The sequence below is a fragment of the Gordonia caeni genome (assembly GCF_039537105.1).
GTDB classification, from domain to species: Bacteria; Actinomycetota; Actinomycetes; order Mycobacteriales; family Mycobacteriaceae; genus Gordonia; species Gordonia caeni.
The window spans coordinates 138,463-159,019 of the sequence record NZ_BAAAZW010000001.1 but is presented as its reverse complement, the minus strand read 5'-3'; the positions used below and the strand labels follow the sequence as shown (position 1 = coordinate 159,019).

The following is a 20,557-nucleotide window of genomic DNA, read 5'->3' as shown; positions in this document are numbered from 1 at the left end:
TATGTCCAGGACATACCGGGCTTGAGGCGCACCACCGTACGTGAAGACGATCAGTAGGCTGTAGGCGATGTCTGACACTGAAAACACCGGTACCGGCGCTTCCACCGAAGAGCCCCAGACCGGGGAGACCCAGACCCAGGAGCCCCGGACCGGGGCCGGTGACGGGGCGGCGGACGCTCCCGGGACCGACGGCGAGACCGCCGGCGGCCTGACGGTAGAGGAACTGCGCGACTGGCTGCGCGAGTGGGTGTCGACCACCACCGGCCTGCCGATCGACCAGATCTCCGACGACCGCCCGATGGAGGAGTTCGGGCTGTCCTCGCGTGACGCGGTGGCCCTGGCCGCCGACGTCGAGGACCGTACCGGCGTGATCCTGACCGCCACGGCGGCCTACAACCATCCGACCATCGCGATGCTGGCCAAGCGCATCATCGAGGGCGACCCCGACGAGGGCCTGGACGTGGACGCGGACCGCTTCTGGGAGCGCGAGCGCAGCAGCGACGACGACATTGCGATCGTCGGTCTGGCCACCCGTTTCCCGAAGGCCGGCGAGACGCCGGAGTCGACGTGGGAGGCGCTGATCACCGGCGTCGACGGCATCACCGATCTGCCCGAGGACCGCTGGGCCGAGTTCCGGGCCGATCCCCGGCTGGCCGAGGTGATCGCCGAAGCCAACGTGCACGGCGGCTACCTGGACGATGTGCGCGGCTTCGACGCCGACTTCTTCCAGATGAGCCCGCGCGAGGTCGAGATGGTGGACCCGCAACAGCGCCTGGCCATGGAGCTCACCTGGGAGGCGCTGGAGAACGCGCACCTGCCGGCCAGCGACCTCAAGGGCGCCCCGGTCGGCGTCTTCCTGGGCACCTCCACCAACGACTATCAGATGCTGGCCACGCTCGGGCTCGGCGAAGGCGCCAGCGAGACCGCCGCCTACGCGCTCACCGGCACCGCCACCTCGATCGTCGCCAACCGCGTCTCGTACTTCTTCGACTTCCGCGGCCCGTCGGTCGCCATCGACACCGCGTGCTCGTCGTCGCTGGTGGCCGTGCACCAGGCCGTGCGGAGCCTGCGCAGCGGTGAGACCGGCGTCGCGATCGCCGGCGGCGTCAACATGATCATCACCCCGGCGGTCACGCTGGGCTTCGACACCATCGGCGCGCAGGCGAAGGACGGCCGCATCAAGGCCTTCTCGTCCGACGCCGACGGCATGATCCGCGCCGAGGGCGGCGGCGTCTTCGTCCTCAAGCGCCTCTCGGATGCGCGCGCGGACGGCGACCAGGTGCTCGCGGTGATCGCCGGCAGTGCGGTCAACTCCGACGGCCGCTCCAACGGCATCTTCGCGCCGAACCCGGAAGCCCAGGTGGACGTCCTGCGGGATGCCTACACCGATGCGGCGATCGATCCGCGCACCGTCGACTACATCGAGGCGCACGGCACCGGCACGGTCCTCGGCGACCCGATCGAAGCCGACGCGCTGGGCCGCGTGCTGGGCCGCGGCCGCACCCCGGACGCCCCGGCGCTGCTGGGCTCGGCCAAGACCAACTACGGCCACATGGAAGCAGCCGCCGGCGCCGGAGCGCTGGCCAAGGTGGTGCTGTCCCTGCAGCACGACCAGATCCCGGCCTCGCTCAACTACGTCGGCCCCAATCCGTACATCCAGTTCGACGCCACCAACCTGAAGGTGACCGCGGAGAACACCGACTGGCCGCGCTACTCCGGGCACGCCGTCGCCGGCCTGTCCGGTTTCGGTTTCGGCGGCACCAACGCGCACGTGGTGGTCCGCGAAGTGCTGCCCGAGGATCTGGCGCCCGCCGCGGCCGCCGAGACCCCGGCCGTCGCCGAGGCGCCGGCGCCGGCCGACGCGTTCGACGACGACGATGACGAGGACTACCTGACCGAGGCCGAGCGCGCCGTGCTGGCCGCGCAGGCGGCCGTACCCGAGGTGGCCGCCGAGACCGTCGAGGCCGATCCGGCCGAGGGCTTCGCCCCCGCCGCGGTCCAGGGCGCCCCGGTGCCCCTGGTGATCTCCGGTTTCGTGCCGTCGCGCCGGCGCAAGGCGGCCGCCGAGCTGGCCGACTGGCTGGAGACCGAGGAGGGCCGGACCGCCTCGCTGGTGGAGATCGGCCGCACCCTGGCCCGCCGCAACCACGGCCGCACGCGGTCGGTGGTGATGGCCCGCAGCTACGACGAGGCGCTCAAGGGCGTCCGGGCCGTCGCCGACGGCAAGGCGCTGCCCTACGTGTTCACCGCCGACTCCCCGGACGCCGCGTCCGCGGTGTGGCTGCTGAGCGGGTTCGGTTCGCAGCACCGCAAGATGGCCAAGCAGCTGTACACCGACAACCCGGTCTTCGCGAAGTACGTGGACCGCGTGGACGAGTACATCCAGAACGAGCTGGGCTATTCGATCGTCGAGATGTTCCTCGACGACGCGCAGACCTACGGCATCGAGACCTCCCAGGTGGGCATTTACACCATCCAGGTGGCCCTGGCCGACACCATGAAGCACTTCGGCGCACAGCCGGGCGTGCTGGTTCCGCACTCGATGGGCGAGGCCTCGGCCGCCTACATCAGCGGCGGCCTGTCGCTGGAGGACGCCACCCGCGTCATCTGCCAGCGGTCGCGGCTGATGGGCGAGGGCGAGTCGATGCTGGTCGGCGACGACATCCGGCTGATGGCCCTGGTGGAGTACAGCGCCGACGACATCAACGGTGTCCTGGCCGACTTCCCCGACCTGGAGATCTGCGTCTACGCCGCCCCCACCCACACCGTCATCGGCGGCCCGGAGTCGCAGGTGGACGCGATCGTCGAGCGTGCCGAGAGCGAAGGCAAGCTCGGCCGCAAACTGCAGACCAAGGGCGCCAGCCACACTTCGCAGATGGATCCGCTGCTCGGCGAGCTGGCCTACGAGCTGACCGGCATCGAGGCCCTGCGCCCCACCGTCGGCTTCTACAGCTCGGTCGACCGCGAGGTGTTCTACCGGCCCGGCGCCGAGCCGGTGCACACCATCGAGTACTTCACCAAGGGGCTTCGGCACAGCGTCTGGTTCGCGCAGGCGATCGCCAAGGCCGTGGAGAACGGACACCGCACCTTCATCGAGCTGTCGCCCAACCCGGCGGTGCTGATCTCGGTGGCCGCGGCGGCCTTCGGTTCGGGCATTCACAACGCCGAGCTGATCGAGACGCTGCGCCGCAAGGAAGACGAGAACGCCGGCCTGATGACGGCGCTGGTGAAGCTGTGGGTGCACGGGCACCCCGTCGACGTCGGTGCGCTGTTCGGCACCGGCCAGGACCTGCCTTACGCGGACGTCCCGCGGACCCGCTTCGAGCGCAAGCCGTACTGGCTCACCGCCTCCATCGGCGGCGCCGCCGGCCCCGCCGGCGTGCCGGGTGCGCACGTCCAGCTGCCCGACGGCCGCCACGCCTGGGAGGTGGCCGTGAGCGCGGTGACCGATCCGCGCGAACTGGTGCTGGCCGCCGCACGCCAGATCCTGGACTCGCCGTCCGTCACGGCGGCCGAGACGATCGCCGCCCTCCCGGAGGACGGCACGGTGACCACCGTCTACACCCGCCATCCCGGTGGCGGGGCGATCGCGGTGTACGCCGACGCCGACCACGGGCACGCGCTGCTGTTCGAGGCGGCCGTCACCGGTACCGCCGCCGCCCGCACCGCCGCGGTCGCACCGCCCGCACCCGCGCCCGGGGCGCCGGGCGACCCGGGCCCCGGCGAGGCGGCCCGCAGCAGCGGCTTCGTCGACGAGCGTCTGGTGATCGACGACGAGGTGGTCGACGACATCGGCAACAAGTGGGAACCGGACTCCGGCGAGACCGTGGAGCAGCGTCTGGCGCTGATCGTCGGCGAGTCGATGGGCTACGACCCCGACGACCTGCCGCGGGAGATCCCGCTGATCGAGCTGGGGCTGGACTCCCTGATGGCGGTGCGCATCAAGAACCGCGTCGAGTACGAGTTCGACATCCCGCAGCTGCAGCTGCAGGCCATGCGCCAGGCGAATCTGTCCGATGTGACCAAGTTCGTCACCTTCGCCGTGGAGAACCGCGACCAGGTGGGCCTGCTCGCCGAGGGACACGACGGCCAGGAGCTCGACACCGCCGCCCTCAGCGCGCTGATCGACGAGGCCAACGCTCGCAAGGCGGCCGGCGAGGACGTCGCCGCGCCCGCGGCCGAGCAGTCCGCCGAGCCCGTGCAGCCCGCCGAGACGCAGGGGCCCGCCGAGACGCAGGAGCCTGCCGCCCCCGTCGAGACCGCGGCGCCTGCGCAGGCCACCGAGGCCGCCGACCTCACCGATCAGGCGCAGGTCTCGGCCGCGGCGGGCGCCGATGTGCCCCCGCGGGACGCGGCCGAGCGCCTCACCTTCGGCGCCTACGCCGTGGTGACCGGCACCTCCGCCGGCGGCATCTTCAACAAGCTGCCGGTGCTCGACGAGGAGACGGCCGAGAAGCTGACCGAGCGGCTCAACGAGCGCACCGGCGGCGCCATCGACGTCGAGGACATCCTGGACTCGGAGACCATCGAAGAGATGAGCGACTACGTCCGCCGGCACATGGAGTCGGCGGCCGACATCGACGGCTTCGTCCGGTACCTGCGCGTCCCCGAGGCGCCGGGCGGCGGCCGCCTGCACGCCTTCGACACCACGGCGGGCGACCCGATGCCGGTGCTGGTGTTCCACCCGGCCGGCGGCAACACCTCCGCCTACGAGGCGCTGCTCAAGCGCCTGCCCGAGGACCAGCCGGTGGTCGGCTTCGACCGCGTCGAGGGCACCATCGCCGAGCGCGTCAGGGAGTACCTGCCCAAGCTTCGCGAGGTCCAGCCGCACGGCCCGTACGTCCTGGTCGGCTGGTCGCTCGGCGGCGCCCTGGCCTACGGTGCCGCGCAGCAGCTGCGCGAAGCCGGCGAGGAGGTCGCCTTCGTGGGCCTGATCGACGTGGTGCGCCCCAGCAAGGACGTGGAGGAGACTCCCGAGACCAAGCGGGCCCGGCTGGAGCGGTGGAAGGACTTCGCGGTCAAGACCTACGGTCTGGACGACGACATCCCGATCCCGATGGACCGTCTGGTCGAGGCCGACGACGACGAGCAGTTCGCCATCATCATGGAGATGATGCAGATGTCGGGCACCAAGATCCCGGGCGGCATCATCGAGCACCAGCGGACGTCCTTCCTGGACAACCGGGCGCTCAGCGACATCTCGCCCACGCCGTACGAGGGCAAGGTGGTGCTCTACCGTGCCGACAAGATGCACGACGGCGCCATCGAGCTGGAACCGCAGTGGGCCGAGATCGACCCCGACGGGCGCTGGGGCGAGGTGGTCGACGATCTGGAGATCGTCCACATCGGCGGCGACCACCTGTCGATCGTCGACGAGCCGTACGTCGCCAAGGTCGGTGCCGACCTGACCCGGCGCATCGCGGAACTGGACCAGACCGGCCCGAATCAGAAGGAGACCCGAGGGTGACCACGGACAACACCACTGCCGGCAAGCTCGACGATCTCCGCGAGAAGCTGGAGCTGGCGCGCGAGCCCGGCGGTGAGAAGGCCGTCGCCAAGCGCGCGGCCAAGGGCATCTGTTCGCCGCGTGAGCGCCTGGAGATGTTGTTCGATCCCGGAACCTTCGTCGAGGTCGGCGCGCTGGCCAAGATGCCGGGCGCCGCGGACACCGGCTACGGCGACGGGGTGGTGACCGGGCACGGCCTGGTCCACGGCAGGCCGGTCGCCGCGTTCAGCCACGACCAGACCGTCCTGGGCGGCACCGTCGGTGAGATGTTCGGCCGCAAGGTGTCGGCGCTGATGGAGTGGGCCGGCAAGCTGGGCTGCCCGATGGTCGGCATCAACGACTCGGCCGGTGCCCGCATCCAGGACGCCGTCACGTCGCTGGCCTGGTACGCCGAGATGGGGCGCCGCAACGACCTGCTGTCCGGGCTGTCCCCGCAGGTCTCGGTGATCCTCGGCAAGTGTGCCGGCGGCGCCGTGTACACCCCGGCGAACACCGACATCCTGGTCGGCGTCGAGGACAAGAGCTACATGTTCGTCACCGGGCCGGACATCCTCAAGGCCGTCAACGGCGAAGAGGTCTCGGCCGAAGACCTGGGCAGCGCCCACAATCAGGCGCGCTGGGGCAACATTCACCACGTCGCGCCGGACGAGAAGGCCGCCTTCGACTGGGTGCGGGAGTACCTGCAGTACATGCCGTCGAGCTGTCACGAGACGCCGCCGGTGATCAATCCGGGCCTCGAGCCGGAGATCACCGAGTCCGACCTGGAGCTCAACGAGTTCATGCCGGACAACGACAACGCCGGCTACGACATGCACGATCTGATCGTGAAGCTGTTCGACGACGGCGCCTTCCACGAGGTGGCCGAGATCTTCGCGCCCAACCTGATCACCGGTTTCGCGCGGGTCGACGGTCACAGTGTCGGCATCGTCGCCAATCAACCGTCGGTGATGGCCGGGACCCTGGACACCGACGCCTCGGAGAAGGCCACCCGGTTCGTCCGGATCTGCAACGCCTTCAACATCCCGCTGGTCTTCCTGGTCGACACCCCGGGCATCCTCCCGGGCGTCATCGAGGAGTCCAAGGGCACCATCCGCCGCTCCGGCAAGTTCCTGTACGCGTACGTCGAAGCCGACGTCCCCAAGATCACCGTGGTGCTGCGCAAGGCCTACGGCGGCGCCTACGCGGTGATGGGCTGCAAGCAGCTCGGGGCCGACATCAACTTCGCGTGGCCGTCGGCCAAGATCGCAGTGATGGGCGCCGAGTCGGCCTCGGTGATCCTCACCCGCCACCAGACCGAGGGGCTCTCGGCGCACGACGCCGACAAGGTCCGCCAGGACTTCATCGACTTCTACAACGCGATGATGGCCACCCCGTACCTCGCGGCCGAACGCGGCTACATCGACGCCGTGATCGAGCCGTCGGAGACCCGGCTCCAGCTCCGCAAGGCGCTGGCCCAGCTGCGGGACAAGCGGGTGCTCCGGGCCCCGCGCAAGCACTACCTGATGCCCATCTGACACCGGCACACTGACTTCGGATCTGCGCACTCGGCCGAGTGCGCAGATCCGAAGTCCATGCGCCGTGCCCACCGGCGGCACTACCATCTCGCCATGGAGACGTTCGCCGGGCTGCCGCTGCACCCGCTGGTGGTGCACTTCGTGGTGGTGGCCGTTCCCGTCGCCGCGCTGGTCGGCATCGTCGTCACGCTCTGGCCGCGGGCGCGCGCCCACCTCGGCTGGTTTCCCCCGTTGCTCGGCTTGATCACGCTGATCTCGGTGCCGATCGCCACCACCGCGGGCGAAGCCCTGTTCGAGTCGATGGGCAGCCCGCCGTTCGCGCAGCGCCACACCGAGCTGGGCGATCAGGTGATCCTGGCCGTCGGGCCGCTGTTCGGGGTGCTGGCCCTGCAGTGGCTGCTCGACCGGCCCGCCGTTTACGACCGCCTCCCGCTCAGCGACCATGCGCTGACCTGGATCCGGCGCGCGGTGGCCGCCGCCGTGATCGCCGCCGCCGTCGCCTCGATCTGGCTGGTGATCCTGGCCGGGGACTCCGGCGCCCGGGCCGTGTGGACCTGACCGCCGGGCCCGCGGCTCAGTAGCCGGCGGACCGCATCGGGGCCGGGCTCGAGAGTCCGTTCACGGTGCGGTAGCCCAGCTCCAGTTCGGCGGGCGTGGCGTCCGGCACCAGCGGCGTGAACCGCTGCAGGCCGCCCCAGTCGCGACCCCAGTTGTTCCGCAGATACGTGGGCACCAGGGTGTTCGCCAGTAGGGCGTCGGTGATGCCGAGCGGTCCGCCCGACTTGCCGGCCATCCAGGTCTGGCTGTTCTTCTGCGTCGCATCCGCGTCCGGCATGATTCGCCAGTCCGGCAGCTCCAGCACCCCGTTGCGCACCGCGATCGGCCGCTGGCAGGGGAACACCAGGCCGGGCAGCCAGTCGATCAGCACCGGGTCGGTGCGGCCGACGACGTCGTTCAGCGTGCGCAGCGACGGCACCCGCGGCGGCGTGAACGCCACCCATTCGGCGGACGCCGCGGCCTCGTCGACCACCTGCAGCCGCACCAGGGTGGCGCCGGGGGGCGCCTGATCGAGCGGGAAGCGCAGCGTCCGCCACTCGGCGTTGGTCTCGATCGCGTCGATCGGGATCTGCGGTGCCCCCACCGGAACAGCGCGGCCGTCGGCGCCGATCCGGGCGTACTCGGCCACCAGTTTGCGGCCCGGCGTCACCGCTCCCAGACCGTTGACGGCCTCGATGGAGCCGGCGGCGGCCACCGCGAGCAACGGCGACGACTCGGGCGCCTCGCCGGCGGCGAACGGCAACTGATACCAGTCGGTGGTCACCGAAGCGGCGCCGGTGGCCCCGCTGCTGCCCAGGACCGGCGTCGTGGCCGGATTCAGCCCGTACGGGAGCCGGACCCCCGAGGCCGAATCGGAGACGGGGGAGTCGATCTCCTCCACCTCTTCGCCGCTGGCGTCCTCGGTGGTCGGCAGCGACGTCTGCGGGCTGTCCTCGTCGTCGTCGGTGGAGCTGCCGCTGGTCTTGCGTTCCAGCGGATCGATCAGCGCGGTGGAGGCGACCCCGTCCTCGGTGAAGCCGACGTTCTCCCCGGCCAGGGCGGCCCGCGGCGCCGGCGCCGGGCGCCCGTCCACCGCGGCCGGACGCAGGATCGAGGCGTTCGGGTCGCTCTCCACCAGGACGTCGTTGGCCAGCGCGCATTCGTCGCCGGTCAGGGCGCGCACATTCGATTTGACCCACGACCAGCTGTCACGCTGCACCCACGCGGCCTTGGCGAAGGAGCCGAGCATGAACACGATCACCAGGGCGGCGATCACCGGCAGCGGCGACACCTTGAACCGGTTGAGGCCGGTCCGGGTGTACCCGGTGCGTTTGTCCTCGTCGACGTAGTCGTTGCGGAAGTAGTACCAGAGCCCGAAGAGCGCGGCGAGGATCGACAGGCCCAGGACCGCCCAGCCGAGTTTGACGCCCGCGATCGCGATGGGCCGGTCCCACCACGGGATGCCGTAACTGCCGACGTACCACCACATGTTGGTGCCGGTCGCGGCCACCGCGGTCACCAGGAGCACGGCCGAGGTGAAGAAGGCGCGGTTGCTGCGCGAGCGCAGCAGGGCCGGCGACATCATGGCGGCCGTGGCCCCGACGATCGCGGCACCGATGCAGGCGTAGATGCCCAGGTGGTGAGTCCACTTGGTGGGAGTGAACGAGATGAAGAACATGGTGCCGAGCATCACCGCGATCAGGCGCCAGATCGGTGCCCGGGCCACGCCGTTGAGGCGGCTCTTGGACAGCAGGCGGAAGATCGCGATCAGCAGGCACAGGAACATCACCAGGATGCCGAAGCGGCGGGAGAAGGTGCCGTCACCGGTCTGCAGGATCAGGTAGTAGTACCGGACCGGCTCCTGCCACCACTCCAGGGTGGGGCCGACGTCGCTGGCCACCGAACTGCCCTCGAGCAGCGGCATCAGCGGCTGCCAGTAGAAGATCATGAACAGCACCGAGGTGCCCGCGGCGAGTACCGGCAGCAGCAGCGGGCCCAGCCCGTCGCGCCGGCGCCGGGAGACGATGGTGCGCACCACCGGACGCAAGCCGGCCAGCAGGGCGGCGACGGCCATCAGGCCGCCGGGGGCCACGGCGAGGGTCAGCGCGCCGATGATCGCGGCCACCGCGTAGGGCAGCAGCCGGCGGGTGGCGATCGCCCGTTCCACCGCGCACCAGGTCAGCAGGGCGCCGACGGCTTCGAGCGGCTCGAACCGGATGCCGTTGTTGTAGGGCAGCCAGATGGCCAGGAACACCAGGGCGCACGACCAGATCGCCGCCTGGTTGGTGCGCACCGCCCGACCCAGGCGCGGGAGCACCTCGCGGCTGAGCAGCCACCAGCCGAGCAGGCCGAGCAGGAAGGCCGGCAGCCGCAACCACGGTGTCGCGACCGAGACCTGCGTCATCCACGACAGCACCTGATAGGGCCAGCCGAACGGGTCTTGTGGCACACCGAAATAGCGGAAGTAGTTGTCGGCGTAACCGGCTTCGGCGGTGATCCGCGAGACCGTGATGTTGTAGCCGTCGTCGGAGGTGTTGCCGCCCATCAGCCACCACACCGCGAGCACGGCGAAGACCACCACGTCGGGCGGCCGGATGGTGAACCAGCCGCGCGGCAGGAAACGCTTGTGGCCGCGGCCGTCACGCGCATCGAGGATGCCGAGAGCGATCAGCGACAGCAGCGTCATCACGACGCCCACGATCACCGCGGCGAGCTTCAAGGTGGTGGGGTCGTTGACGTAGCGGGTGTCGATGTCCGCATGCACCGACAACCCCTCCCGCGGGACGTCGGCAGGAAGGTCGGAGAACAGCCCGACGATCTGCGGCCGCATGTCCGGGTCGCCGGTGGAGTAGCCGGTGCCCTCACCGTCCATTCCGGTGACCTGTGCGGTCACGCCGTCGGCGCCGCCGTTCAGCTCGAAGGCGCAGTTCGGATTCGACTGTGCCGCTTGCCGATCCACGCTCAGGAGCAGGACGTCGCGCACGGTCATGTTGATCCGGGAGTCGTCGGCCTTGACGAACAGGCCGCGCGCGCCGGCCTGCTTTCCGGCAGACGGGATGGTCGAGAGCAGCACGCCGCCGGACGACGGGAGCTCGTCGGCCAGCGAACACGGCACGGTGACCGTCATGTCGGTGGGGACGAAGGCCACCAGGGGCGCCGTCACATCGCTGATGGTGCCGCCCTGCGGCCACTGCAGGGCCGCGCTGCGCTGCTGCACCGGCAGCAGAGGGGTCGCAAGCGCCAGCAGCAGACCGATCAGGCCGGCCACCACCGCCACCAGTTTGGTGACGCGGTAGTCGTCGGCGGTCAGGAACGCCCAACGGCTGCGGGACGTGTCCGCGGTCGGTTCCGCCGGAGGCTTGCCGGCGCCGGTGGTGGTCTCATCGGTCATTTGGCGGGCTCCAGGCGGATCGATCCGGCGCGGGACAGGCCCGAGCGCGTCACCTGCTGCGTCGTTACGGCGGCGGTGGCGGCGTCCGGGGCGAGCGGGGTCAGCTTCTCCAGCGTGCCCCAGTCCTGATGCCAGTCATGGTCGAGGTAGGTGGGCACCACCACGGACTTGGTGGTCGACTCGCTGACCGACAGCAGGCCGCCGGCGTTGGCCGCCATCCAGGTCTTGGACTGCATGTTCATGGTCACGTAGTCGGGCAGGATCCGCCACTGCGGCACCTGCGCGACGCCGTGCGTGAAGGTCATCGGCCGCTGGCACGGGAAGTAGGCGGCCACCGGGAAGTCGATCAGCGTCGGGTCCGTCGAACCCACCAGATCCTGCAGGGTCACCAGCTTCGGCGCCCGCGGGGGTGTGATGCCGATGAACTGCATGGCGCCGAGGTTGGTGTCGTCGATCACCAGGCGCATCGCGGTGGCGTTCGCCGGGGCGGCGTCCATCGGCACGCGCAGGTTGCGCCACGGGCGGTTGGCGATCCGGGGGCCCGGATCGATCGGCAGCACATCGCGTCCCACCTGCACGAACTCGCCGTCCGCGCCGGTTTCACCGAACTGCACCACCAGCGACTGGCCGGGGACGGTGACACCGTTGGCGTCCACCGAGGTGACCGCACCCGCCGTCGCGAAGACCAGCAACGGTGAGTCGGCGCGGTCGGGCAGCCGGTACCAGTCGGTGGTCAGGTGCGCGTTGCCCGGGTAACCGAAGCTGCCCAGCACCGGCGTGGTGGCCGGGTCCAGGCCGAACGGCAGCGCGACAGTGGAACCGTTCACCGTCCTCGGTCCCTGGCCGCCGGTGGTGCCGGCGCCCAGGGTGCCCACGGTGGAGAACGGCCGGGAGGTGGACCCGGAGACGTGCATCTGACCCGGTCGCGACGTGATGGGCTCGGGAGACAGGTCGCCGGCCACCCCGTCCGGGGTGAAGCCGACACCGCCGGTGCCGGCGAGGGCCGCCGACTGCGTTCGACCGTCGGCCGGCGTCAGCAGGTTGGCGTTGGGGTCCGGTTCGGCGAGCACCTGATCGGCCATGCCGCAGGAGTCGCCGCTCACCGCATGCACGTTGTGACTGAGCGTCGTCATCGCGTCGCCGCGCGTCACCGCGGACTTGGCGAACAACGCGAGCGTCGCCAGCACCATGACGGCCGCGATCACCGTGATCGGGGAGGAGGCCACGGCCATCCGGCGCCGGTCGGCGACCGAGTCGGGTTGTCCGGCACCGTGATGCGCCATGCCCTTGTTGGCCACGTAGTCCAGGCGCAGGGTCTGCCACAGGGCCACGGCCACCGCGATCACTGCGAGCACCAGCAGCATCGACGACACCTGCTGGCCCGCCAGCGACGGTGCCTGGTCGAACCAGGAGATGTCGTAGCGGGAGACGTACGGCCACGAGTTGTAGCCGGCCGCCACCGCGGCCAGGCCGAAGAGCAGTCCGGCGACGAACACCGTCAGGTTGCGGCTCGAGCGCGCCGCGCTCTGGGCCACGGCCAGCGTGCCGGTGGCGGCCAGGGCCGCACCGAGGCCGGCGAAGACGCCGAACTGGATGGTCCATTTGACGGGGACGAAGAAGAACAGGATCAGGGTCACCGCGAAGGCGCCCACCAGCCGCCAGGCCCGCCGGGCGTGCACGCCGTCGATCTTGCCGCGCCGCAGCAGGACCGCAGCGGTCACGATGGCGCCGGCGTACAGCAGCAGCACCGGGATGCGGCGGGCGATGGAGCCGTCGGGGGTGGTGACCGAGAGGAAGTAGTAGCGCAGGAACTCCTGGCTCCACGGGATGATCGGGCCGGTCACGTAGCGGACCCGCATCGCCTCCAGCGTCGTCATCAGCGTCTGGTCGCGGAAGACCACCACCAGCACCACCAGGGCGGCCGCCCCGATCGGCGCGAGCAGCGCCGACAGCGGGTCCTCGCGGCGGCGCTTCACCAGGATTCGCAGCAGCTGACGGGCGCAGACCAGCAGGATCGCCAGCCCGATCACGCCCTGCGGGGCCAGGGCGAGAGTGAAGGCGGCACCGGTGGCGGCCAGCGCGGCGGGCAGCAGCTGCCGGGTGCCGATGGCCCGCTCGGCCGCCCACCAGGTCAGCAGCGAGCCGAGGACGATGATGCCCTCGGTGCGCAGACCCGAGCAGAACGGGAGCCAGAAGGCGAGGAAGACCGAGGCGGCGGCCCAGCCGGGCCAGCCGGTCGGCGTGACGGCACGGCCCAGGCTGGGGAGCACCACCCGGCTGAGCAGGTACCAGGACACCAGCCCGGCGATCAGCGCGGGCACGTGCATCCAGACGATGGCCGGGGACACCTTGGCCCAGAGGGCCAGGAAGCTGTAGTACCAGTCGAACGGGGCTTCGGCGATGCCGTAGTAGCGGTAGTAGTTCGACAGATAACCGGCCGCGTCGGCGGTGCGGCCCATGTTCAGGATGTAGCCGTCGTCGGGAGCCCCGGCCCCCAAGAACAGCCAGATCAGCAGGACCGCGGTCACCACGGCGTCGGTCGTGCGCAGCCGCAGCGAACGGAGCCACAGTGTCAGCCCCCGCGTGCGGCCGGCGCCCGGCGGCGCGCGGTAGCCGCGCAGCCGGTCCAGGCAGAACAGCGCGAACAGCGCCACCAGCGTCGCGATCACGGCGATCACCATCACGATGATCTTCAGCACCGAGGCGCTGGACTCGTAGCGGTTGTCGACGGTGATGGTCGCGCGCATGCCCGCGTCCTGCAGCGTCTGCACCTGGTCGGTCGACAGCGCGGTGAACAGGCCGTCCACCTGCGGCCGGGCATCCGGTTCGAGGATGGTCTTCGGGCCCAGTCCCACGAACTGGGCGCCGGTCTCGGCCGGGGAGGAGAAGATGTGCAGGCGCTCGCACTCGCCGGACGACAGGGCCTCGAGGGTGGCACTGGCGGCGGTGTTGGAACGGGACAGCACCGTCACGCGGTCGCCGCGGGCCGAGACCACCAGGGCGTTGTTGGCCAGCCGGTTGGCACCGGGCGGCATGGTCGCCAGCAGCGTCCCGTCCTCGCGGGCGGCCGCGGCCAGCGGGGCACACGGGATCGAGATGTCCAGGCCCTGCGGGGTCTGGGCGATCAGCGGCGCGATGATCGACGGATCGTCGGCGCTCAGCTGCTGCCCCTGCGGCCAGGTGATGGTCGCCTCGGTGGTGGAGACGGGCAGGAACGGGACGGCCAGGGCGGCGACGACGGCGACGACACCGGCCACCGCGGCGAGCAGCCGCGCCTGCGGTGCCGACAAGGGGGCCGATCGCCGGGGACGCTCGGTGTCTTCGGTGTCAGTTGTCGGCACAGGCACGGTCTCTGAGGTTAGTCCAACATGCTGAGGAGGTCCCAAACGCTCCTCGGCACGTCAGTGCCGGATGGGGGCGGGGCTCCACAGGCCGCTGCGCGTCTGGGTGTCGTAGTCGATGACGGCGGGGGGTGCGTCGTCGTAGGCCTCGTAGCGTTCCAGCGCTCCCCAGTCCCGGCCGATGTCGCCCTGCAGATAGGTCGCGACGGTGGTCGGCCGCTGGGAGACGTCGAGCCAGCCGAGCGGTCCGCCGCCGGCGGCGCTCTGCCAGGTGCCGACGGCGGCCGCCAGGTCGGCGCCCGGCCGGATCCGCCACTTGGGGGTCTCGGCGACGCCGGCGTGGAAGTTGAACGGGCGCTGGCAGGGGACCACCAGGCCGGAGGTCCAGTCGGCGTGCACCGGGTCGCTGCTGCCGACGGTCTCCTGCAGCGTCGTCATCTCGGGCAGGCGCGGCGGGGTGACCACCAGGTAGTGGTCGGCGGCCAGGTTGTGGTCGTCGGCGACGATCCGGACCGCGGTGAGATCGTCCGGCAGTCCCGCGGTGTCGATGCGGACGTTGCGCCAGGACGGCTCGGGACCGGGATCGATCATGGTGACCGCCCCGGTGGGCGACAGCGAACCGTCGCGGGCATCCGGGCCGATCGGGTCGTCGGTGTACTCCAGGCGCAGTTCGCCGCGGTAGAAGTCGCCGGCCACCGAGAAGGTGATCAGCGGGTGGTCGCGGTAGTCGGCGGGCAGCGCGTACCAGCCGGAGGTGAGTCCGGCCGGGGTCTGTGTGTCGGCCGAATAGCTGCCGAGCACTGCGGTGCGGGCCGGATCCAGCCCGAACGGCAGCGCGGCGGGCGACCCGTTGATTCCGGGATCGGCCAGCACGCCGCCCCCCGTGCCGCCGCTGTTGGCGATCAGCAGGTCGGGGTCCTGCGAGGCCGCCCCGGCGAGCACGCCGAGGCTGCCCGACGTGGCGCGCGTGTTCAGATCCACGGGCACTCCGCCCGCGGTGAAGCCGACGGTGGCGCTGCGGTCGGCGCCGGCCGGCTGGGTGGTCGGCCCGGCCAGCGGATCGCGCAGCGTGGGGTCCACCGGCTCGAGCAGGTGCTCGCTCGGATCCTGTTCCACCCAGACCTTGTCGGCCATGCTGCACGGCTTGCCCAGGAGGGCCTCGAAGTTGCTGCGCGGCACCGAGTACGAGCCGCTCTGGTTGATCCCGGCGAAGACGGCGGTCACCAGCGCGAAGATCACCATCGCACCGGCGGCGATCCCCATCGGGGCGCGAGTCGGCCAGGCGACGATCCGGCGCGCCCGGCTCGGCCCGGCCGGCCCGGAGAGGTGGCGCACCGGATCGGCTCCGGTGAACGGCTCGCGGAAATGGAACCAGAGTGCGACGGCCAGCAGGACCAGGGTCAGGTACAGCAGGACCTGGCCGATCATCGCGCCGGCGATCGTCACCTGCCAGACGCCCCACGGCATGCCCCAGGCCGACGAGTAGTAGTACGAGTTCGGGGCGGTCAGGGCCAGTCCGGCGATGAACACCACCAGTGCGCCGAACAGGGTGCGGTTGCGCCGCGAGTGGGTGGCGTCGGCGCTGGCCGCGACCGTCGCGAGCGCGGCCAGGGCCGCCACCAGCCCGGCGAAGACGCCGAAGTGGTGGGTCCACTTGGTGGGGGTGAACATCAGGAACAGCAGCGAGGCGAAGGTGATCCCCACGATCCGCTGGGCGGGACCGGCCGCGGTGCCCGGGATCCGCCCCTTGCGGATCAGCACCGCGCCGGCCACCACCATCGACAGCACCATCGCCAGGACGGCGAAGCGCCGCATGATGGAGCCGTCGGCGGAGAAGGCGAACAGCGACGAGTAGCGGTCGATCTCGTTGTACCAGTGCGACGACGGGCCGACCGCGGTCTTCATCGTCGAACTCTGTGTGAAGGCGGCCAGCGTCAGGTTGGTGAAGACCACGAACAGCACGAAGGTGCCGGCGGCCAGAATCGGGGCGATCAGGCACACGTAGGCCCAGGTGGCCGAGCGGGCGGTCTGCCGGGCGATCTCCCGCGCCCGGCGCACCAGCGCGAGCAGCATGGGCCGGGCGCCGGCCACCAGCGCGGCCACGGCGAGCACACCGGTGGGGCCGGCGGCGATGGAGAAGGCGGCGATCAGGCAGGCGACCGCCGCCGGCAACAGCCGGCCGGTGGCGATCGAGCGTTCCACCGAGCACCAGGTCAGCAGTGCCCCCAGGCAGATGATCGGTTCCGGGCGCAGACCGTTGTTGAACGGGAACCAGGCGGCCAGGAACACCGCGGCCGCCGTCCAGGCGGGAGCCGACCGCAGCGAGGCCGCGCGGCCCAGGCGGGGGAGCACCTCGTGGCTGATGATCAGCCAGCTGATGATGCCGCACAGCAGGGCCGGGATACGCATCCACGGGCTGGCCACCGTGACCTGGCTCAGCAGGCCGAAGACCTGGTAGTACCAGCCGAACGGCGATTCGGGGGCGCCGAACCAGCGGAAGTAGTTCGCGGTGTAGTCGCTCTCCTGCGCCACCCGCGACATGGTCATCAGGTAGCCGTCGTCGGAGGTGTTGGGGCCGACGAAGTGCCACACCAGCAGCAGACCGATGACGGTGTAGTCGCGGGAGTTGAAGCGCCACCAGCGGGCCGGGAAGACCCGGCCGTTGCGATGGCCGTCGGTGGCGTCGAGCCGGCCGAGGGCGATCAGCGACAGCAGGGTGGCGACCACGCCGACGACGATCGCCAGCCATTTCAGGAGGGTGGGCGAGGTGCTGTACCGCGAGTCGATCTGCACGTGCGCCGACAGACCGGGCAGTGCAGCGGCCGGTCCGGACAGCTGGGTGAACAGCCCGGTCAGCTGCGGACGCTGGTCACCGAGATCCTGGTCGTTCGTGGACGCGGCGAGCGGCTCGCCGTCGTCGCCCCGCAGACCGATGACGGCGGCGGTGACCTCCGTCGAGTCGGCCGAGACCGTGATGGCCGAGCAGTCGCCGGAGAGCACCCGCTCCAGCGGGACCGACAGCAGCGGGATGTTGCGGTTGATCACCTCCACCGACTGCGGGGCGTCGGCGGCGCCGGTGTTGCCGGTGACCCGAACGAACAGGCCGCGTTCGGCGGCCTTGGGCGCCGACGGCGAGGTGGTGGACAGCAGTACGCTCTGCCCGCTCGGCAGGTCGCCGGCGGCGGAGCACGGGATCGACGCCTCCAGTGTGATGGGTGCGTAGGAGATCAGCGGCGCCGAGACCGAGCCGACGGTGTTCTCCTGTGGCCAGGAGATCTCGGCGGTGGTCTGCTGTACGGGCAGCAGGGGTGTCAGCAGCGCCAGGAGGAATCCGGCCAGTCCGGTGACGATGGCGGTGATCTGGGCCCGCCGGACCGAAAACGATGGCACAGGGGCATCGTAGCGATGCCCCTGTGCCATCGATGGAGTCGATGTGCCGGTCGCGTGCCCCGGCTCGGGAGAGGTCAGGATTTAGAGGTCGTCGCCGCTCCAGTTGGCGACCGCCCAGATCACCAGAACGTCGATGGCGATGATCAGGATCGACCACCAGGGCGTGTACGGCAGCCACAGGAAGTTGGCGACGATCGACAGCGAGGCGATGATGATCGCGCAGACGCGGGCCCAGGTGGCGCCGATGAACATGCCGATCGCGATGCACACGCCGATCACGCCGAGGACGATGTGGATCCAGCCCCAGGTGGTGAGGTTGAAGGCGTAGATGTAGTCCTCGTTGATCAAGACGAGTGACTCGTCGTTGGCCACAGCGGCGATGCCCTGGAAGAAGGCCAGGATGGAACCGACCAGAAGGAGGGCGGCGGCGGCCCAGGTGGTGCCCACTGCCCAGGGATTGGCTGCCGGAGGTCCGGCCTCATACTGCGCGCGATCTTCTCTGTTAACAGTCATGAATGGTAATTACCACGCCGAATAGGCAGACGCGGCAGTTGACGCCCGTTGGGGGTGAATTCGTTATGACGACTCGGCACCGGCTGTGACCGGCGTGCCGGTTCGGCGGGACGGAGGCCGACGTCTCGTAGACTTCTGCCCATGTCGTCCGATTCTCCCGCCGCCGGTGCGCCGCTGCCCATCCTGCTGCTCAACGGCCCCAATCTGAACATGCTCGGTGCCCGGCAGCCGGAGGTCTACGGTACGGCCACCCTCGAGGACGTCGTGGCCCTGGTGGAGCGGACCGCCGCCGAGCACGGTTTCGGTGTGCAGGCCCTGCAGACCAACCACGAAGGCGAGATGATCGATGCGATCGGGGCCGCGCGCGGGGCGATCAGCGGGATCGTCATCAACCCGGCGGCGTGGACCCACACCTCCGTCGCGCTGATCGACGCCCTGGTGCTCCCGGAGGTGCCGATCATCGAGGTGCACCTGAGCAATGTCCACGCCCGCGAGAGCTTCCGGCATCACTCCTACGTGTCGCCGATCGCCGCCGGGGTGATCGCCGGTTTCGGGATCGCCGGCTACGAGTACGCGGTCCGCCACTTGGTGACTCTCGTCTCCTGATGCGCCGCGGCGTCCCCGGACCGAGTACGGTGGCCACATCGGCGTTCATTCGCCGCGCGTCGTAGAACGCTCCCCGATCCCACGGTCGGCCGGACTCTTCCGCCCCCTGGACCAGATCGATGACTTTCCTGCGGCGAACGGATACGCACACCTGCGTGTTCGCCACCGATTTCCCACGCTCTGTTGTGTGCCGCGCTGCTTTGTCGCGCCGGCGCACCGTCGTTCGCGGGGAGTCCCTAGCCGCAAAGGCTGACTTGATATGACAACGACTTTCGCCGCTCTCGGCGTACCCGATCCGATCGTGGCGAGCCTCGCCGCCGAAGGCAAGACCGATGCCTTCCCGATCCAGGAACACACCCTGCCCGACAGCCTCGGCGGACGCGACGTCCTCGGCCGCGGCAAGACGGGCTCGGGCAAGACCCTGGCCTTCTCCATCCCGATGGTCACGCGCCTGGCCGCTCAGGGGGCGACGCGCCGCGCCGGTCACCCGACCGGTCTGGTGCTCGCGCCGACCCGCGAGCTGGCCACCCAGATCGCGGCGGTCCTCGCCCCGATGGCCGCAGCGATGGGCCTGCGCGTCACCACCGTCTTCGGCGGCGTGAAGCAGGCCGGCCAGGAGCGGGCGCTGCGCGCCGGTGTCGACATCGTCGTCGCCTGCCCCGGCCGCCTGGAAGATCTGATGAAGCAGCGCATCGTCTCGCTCGACGACGTGGCGATCACCGTGCTCGACGAGGCCGACCACATGGCCGACCTCGGCTTTCTGCCCGGCGTGACCCGCATCCTGAACGCCACCCCGCAGGGCGGGCAGCGCATGCTGTTCTCGGCGACCCTGGACAACGGCGTCGACAAGCTGGTCAAGCGGTTCCTGAACCGCCCGGTGACGCACTCGCTGGAAGAGGCCAACAGCCCGGTGGAGAAGATGACCCACCACGTCTTCGAGGTCCGCAGCGCCGCGGACAAGAACGACCTGGTTCAGGCCCTCGCCTCCGGTTCGGGCCGCCGCATCCTGTTCATGCGCACCAAGCACCAGGCCAAGAAGCTGGCCAAGAAGCTGACCGCCGCGGGCATCCCGTCGGTGGACCTGCACGGCAACCTGTCGCAGAACCAGCGCGACCGCAACCTGGCCTCGTTCTCGGCGGCGGACGGCGCACGCGTGCTGGTGGCCACCGACGTGGCCGCGCGCGGCGTGCACGTCGACGACGTCGAGCTGGTGGTCCACGTGGACCCGCCGGCCGAGCACAAGGCCTTCCTGCACCGTTCGGGCCGCACCGCGCGGGCCGGCAGCGACGGCGACGTGGTGACCGTGTGTCTGCCCGAGCAGCGCGCCGACCTGCGCAAGATGCTGCAGAAGGCGCAGATCAAGGTGACCCCCACGCAGGTGACCGCCACGTCCCCGGCCGTCGACGAGCTCGTCGGCGAACGGGCCCCCTATCGTGAGCCCGCTCCGGCCCCGGCTCCGCAGCAGCAGCAGCGCAAGCGCTCCGGCGGCGGCCAGGCCCGCTCCGGTCGCGGCGGCGCACAGGGCGGTCGCGGCCGCAGCGGACAGGGCGGCCGCAGTGGCCAGGGCAGCCGCAGCGCGCAGGGCGGCCGCAACGGCGGGAGTGCGGCGGGCGGTGAGTCCACGCAGCGCGTGCACACCTCCTCCACGCCCCGGTCGTCGTCGGCCGCGGCACCCGCGCAGCGCCGTCGCCGCAGTGCGCGCCGCCCCGCCGGTGCGCCGAGCGCGCGCTAGAGGCACCGCGCCACAGGCACGCAGTAT

At 70.7% G+C, this 20,557-nt stretch carries 9 protein-coding genes; 5 read left to right on the top strand and 4 right to left on the bottom strand.

Features of this window, described 5'->3' with window-relative positions:
• Positions 1-67 precede the first annotated feature (67 nt).
• The 3 genes from pks13 to ABD732_RS00755 all read left to right on the top strand — a co-directional run bounded on the left by pks13 (position 68) and on the right by ABD732_RS00755 (position 7,578).
• Positions 68-5,467: a polyketide synthase Pks13 gene (pks13, locus tag ABD732_RS00765; protein WP_344779583.1), complete on the top strand. Its 5,400-nt coding sequence runs from the start codon at positions 68-70 to the stop codon at positions 5,465-5,467.
• Complete coding sequence (locus tag ABD732_RS00760) at positions 5,464-7,020, top strand: acyl-CoA carboxylase subunit beta (protein WP_344779581.1); 1,557 nt, start codon at positions 5,464-5,466, stop codon at positions 7,018-7,020. The genes pks13 and ABD732_RS00760 overlap by 4 nt, the downstream gene beginning before the upstream one ends.
• Positions 7,021-7,113: 93 nt before the next feature.
• Complete coding sequence (locus tag ABD732_RS00755; RefSeq protein ID WP_344779579.1) at positions 7,114-7,578, top strand: DUF2231 domain-containing protein; 465 nt, start codon at positions 7,114-7,116, stop codon at positions 7,576-7,578.
• Positions 7,579-7,594: 16 nt separating this feature from the next.
• Here ABD732_RS00755 and ABD732_RS00750 read toward each other — a convergent pair whose 3' ends face one another.
• From ABD732_RS00750 to ABD732_RS00735, 4 genes are all read right to left on the bottom strand, one after another.
• Positions 7,595-10,948 (bottom strand): arabinosyltransferase domain-containing protein, encoded by a 3,354-nt coding sequence (locus ABD732_RS00750; RefSeq protein WP_344779577.1) that lies wholly within the window; start codon positions 10,946-10,948, stop codon positions 7,595-7,597.
• Entirely contained in the window at positions 10,945-14,295 is a 3,351-nt protein-coding gene (locus ABD732_RS00745; RefSeq protein ID WP_344779575.1) for an arabinosyltransferase domain-containing protein, read from the bottom strand. The genes ABD732_RS00750 and ABD732_RS00745 overlap by 4 nt, the downstream gene beginning before the upstream one ends.
• A 54-nt stretch (positions 14,296-14,349) precedes the next feature.
• Positions 14,350-17,679, bottom strand: a complete 3,330-nt coding sequence (locus ABD732_RS00740; protein ID WP_344779573.1) for an arabinosyltransferase domain-containing protein — start codon at positions 17,677-17,679, stop codon at positions 14,350-14,352.
• 81 nt (positions 17,680-17,760) lie between these two features.
• Complete coding sequence (locus ABD732_RS00735; RefSeq protein ID WP_344779570.1) at positions 17,761-18,192, bottom strand: DUF7144 family membrane protein; 432 nt, start codon at positions 18,190-18,192, stop codon at positions 17,761-17,763.
• 141 nt (positions 18,193-18,333) lie between these two features.
• Between ABD732_RS00735 and aroQ the strand changes: the two genes are divergently transcribed.
• Positions 18,334-18,798, top strand: coding sequence for a type II 3-dehydroquinate dehydratase (aroQ, locus tag ABD732_RS00730; protein ID WP_344779568.1), 465 nt, complete (start codon positions 18,334-18,336; stop codon positions 18,796-18,798).
• A 259-nt stretch (positions 18,799-19,057) separates the two neighbouring features.
• Positions 19,058-20,530 carry a DEAD/DEAH box helicase gene (locus ABD732_RS00725; protein WP_344779566.1) on the top strand — a complete coding sequence of 491 codons (1,473 nt, stop codon included), beginning with the start codon at positions 19,058-19,060 and terminating at the stop codon, positions 20,528-20,530.
• The last annotated feature ends 27 nt before the right edge of the window (positions 20,531-20,557 follow it).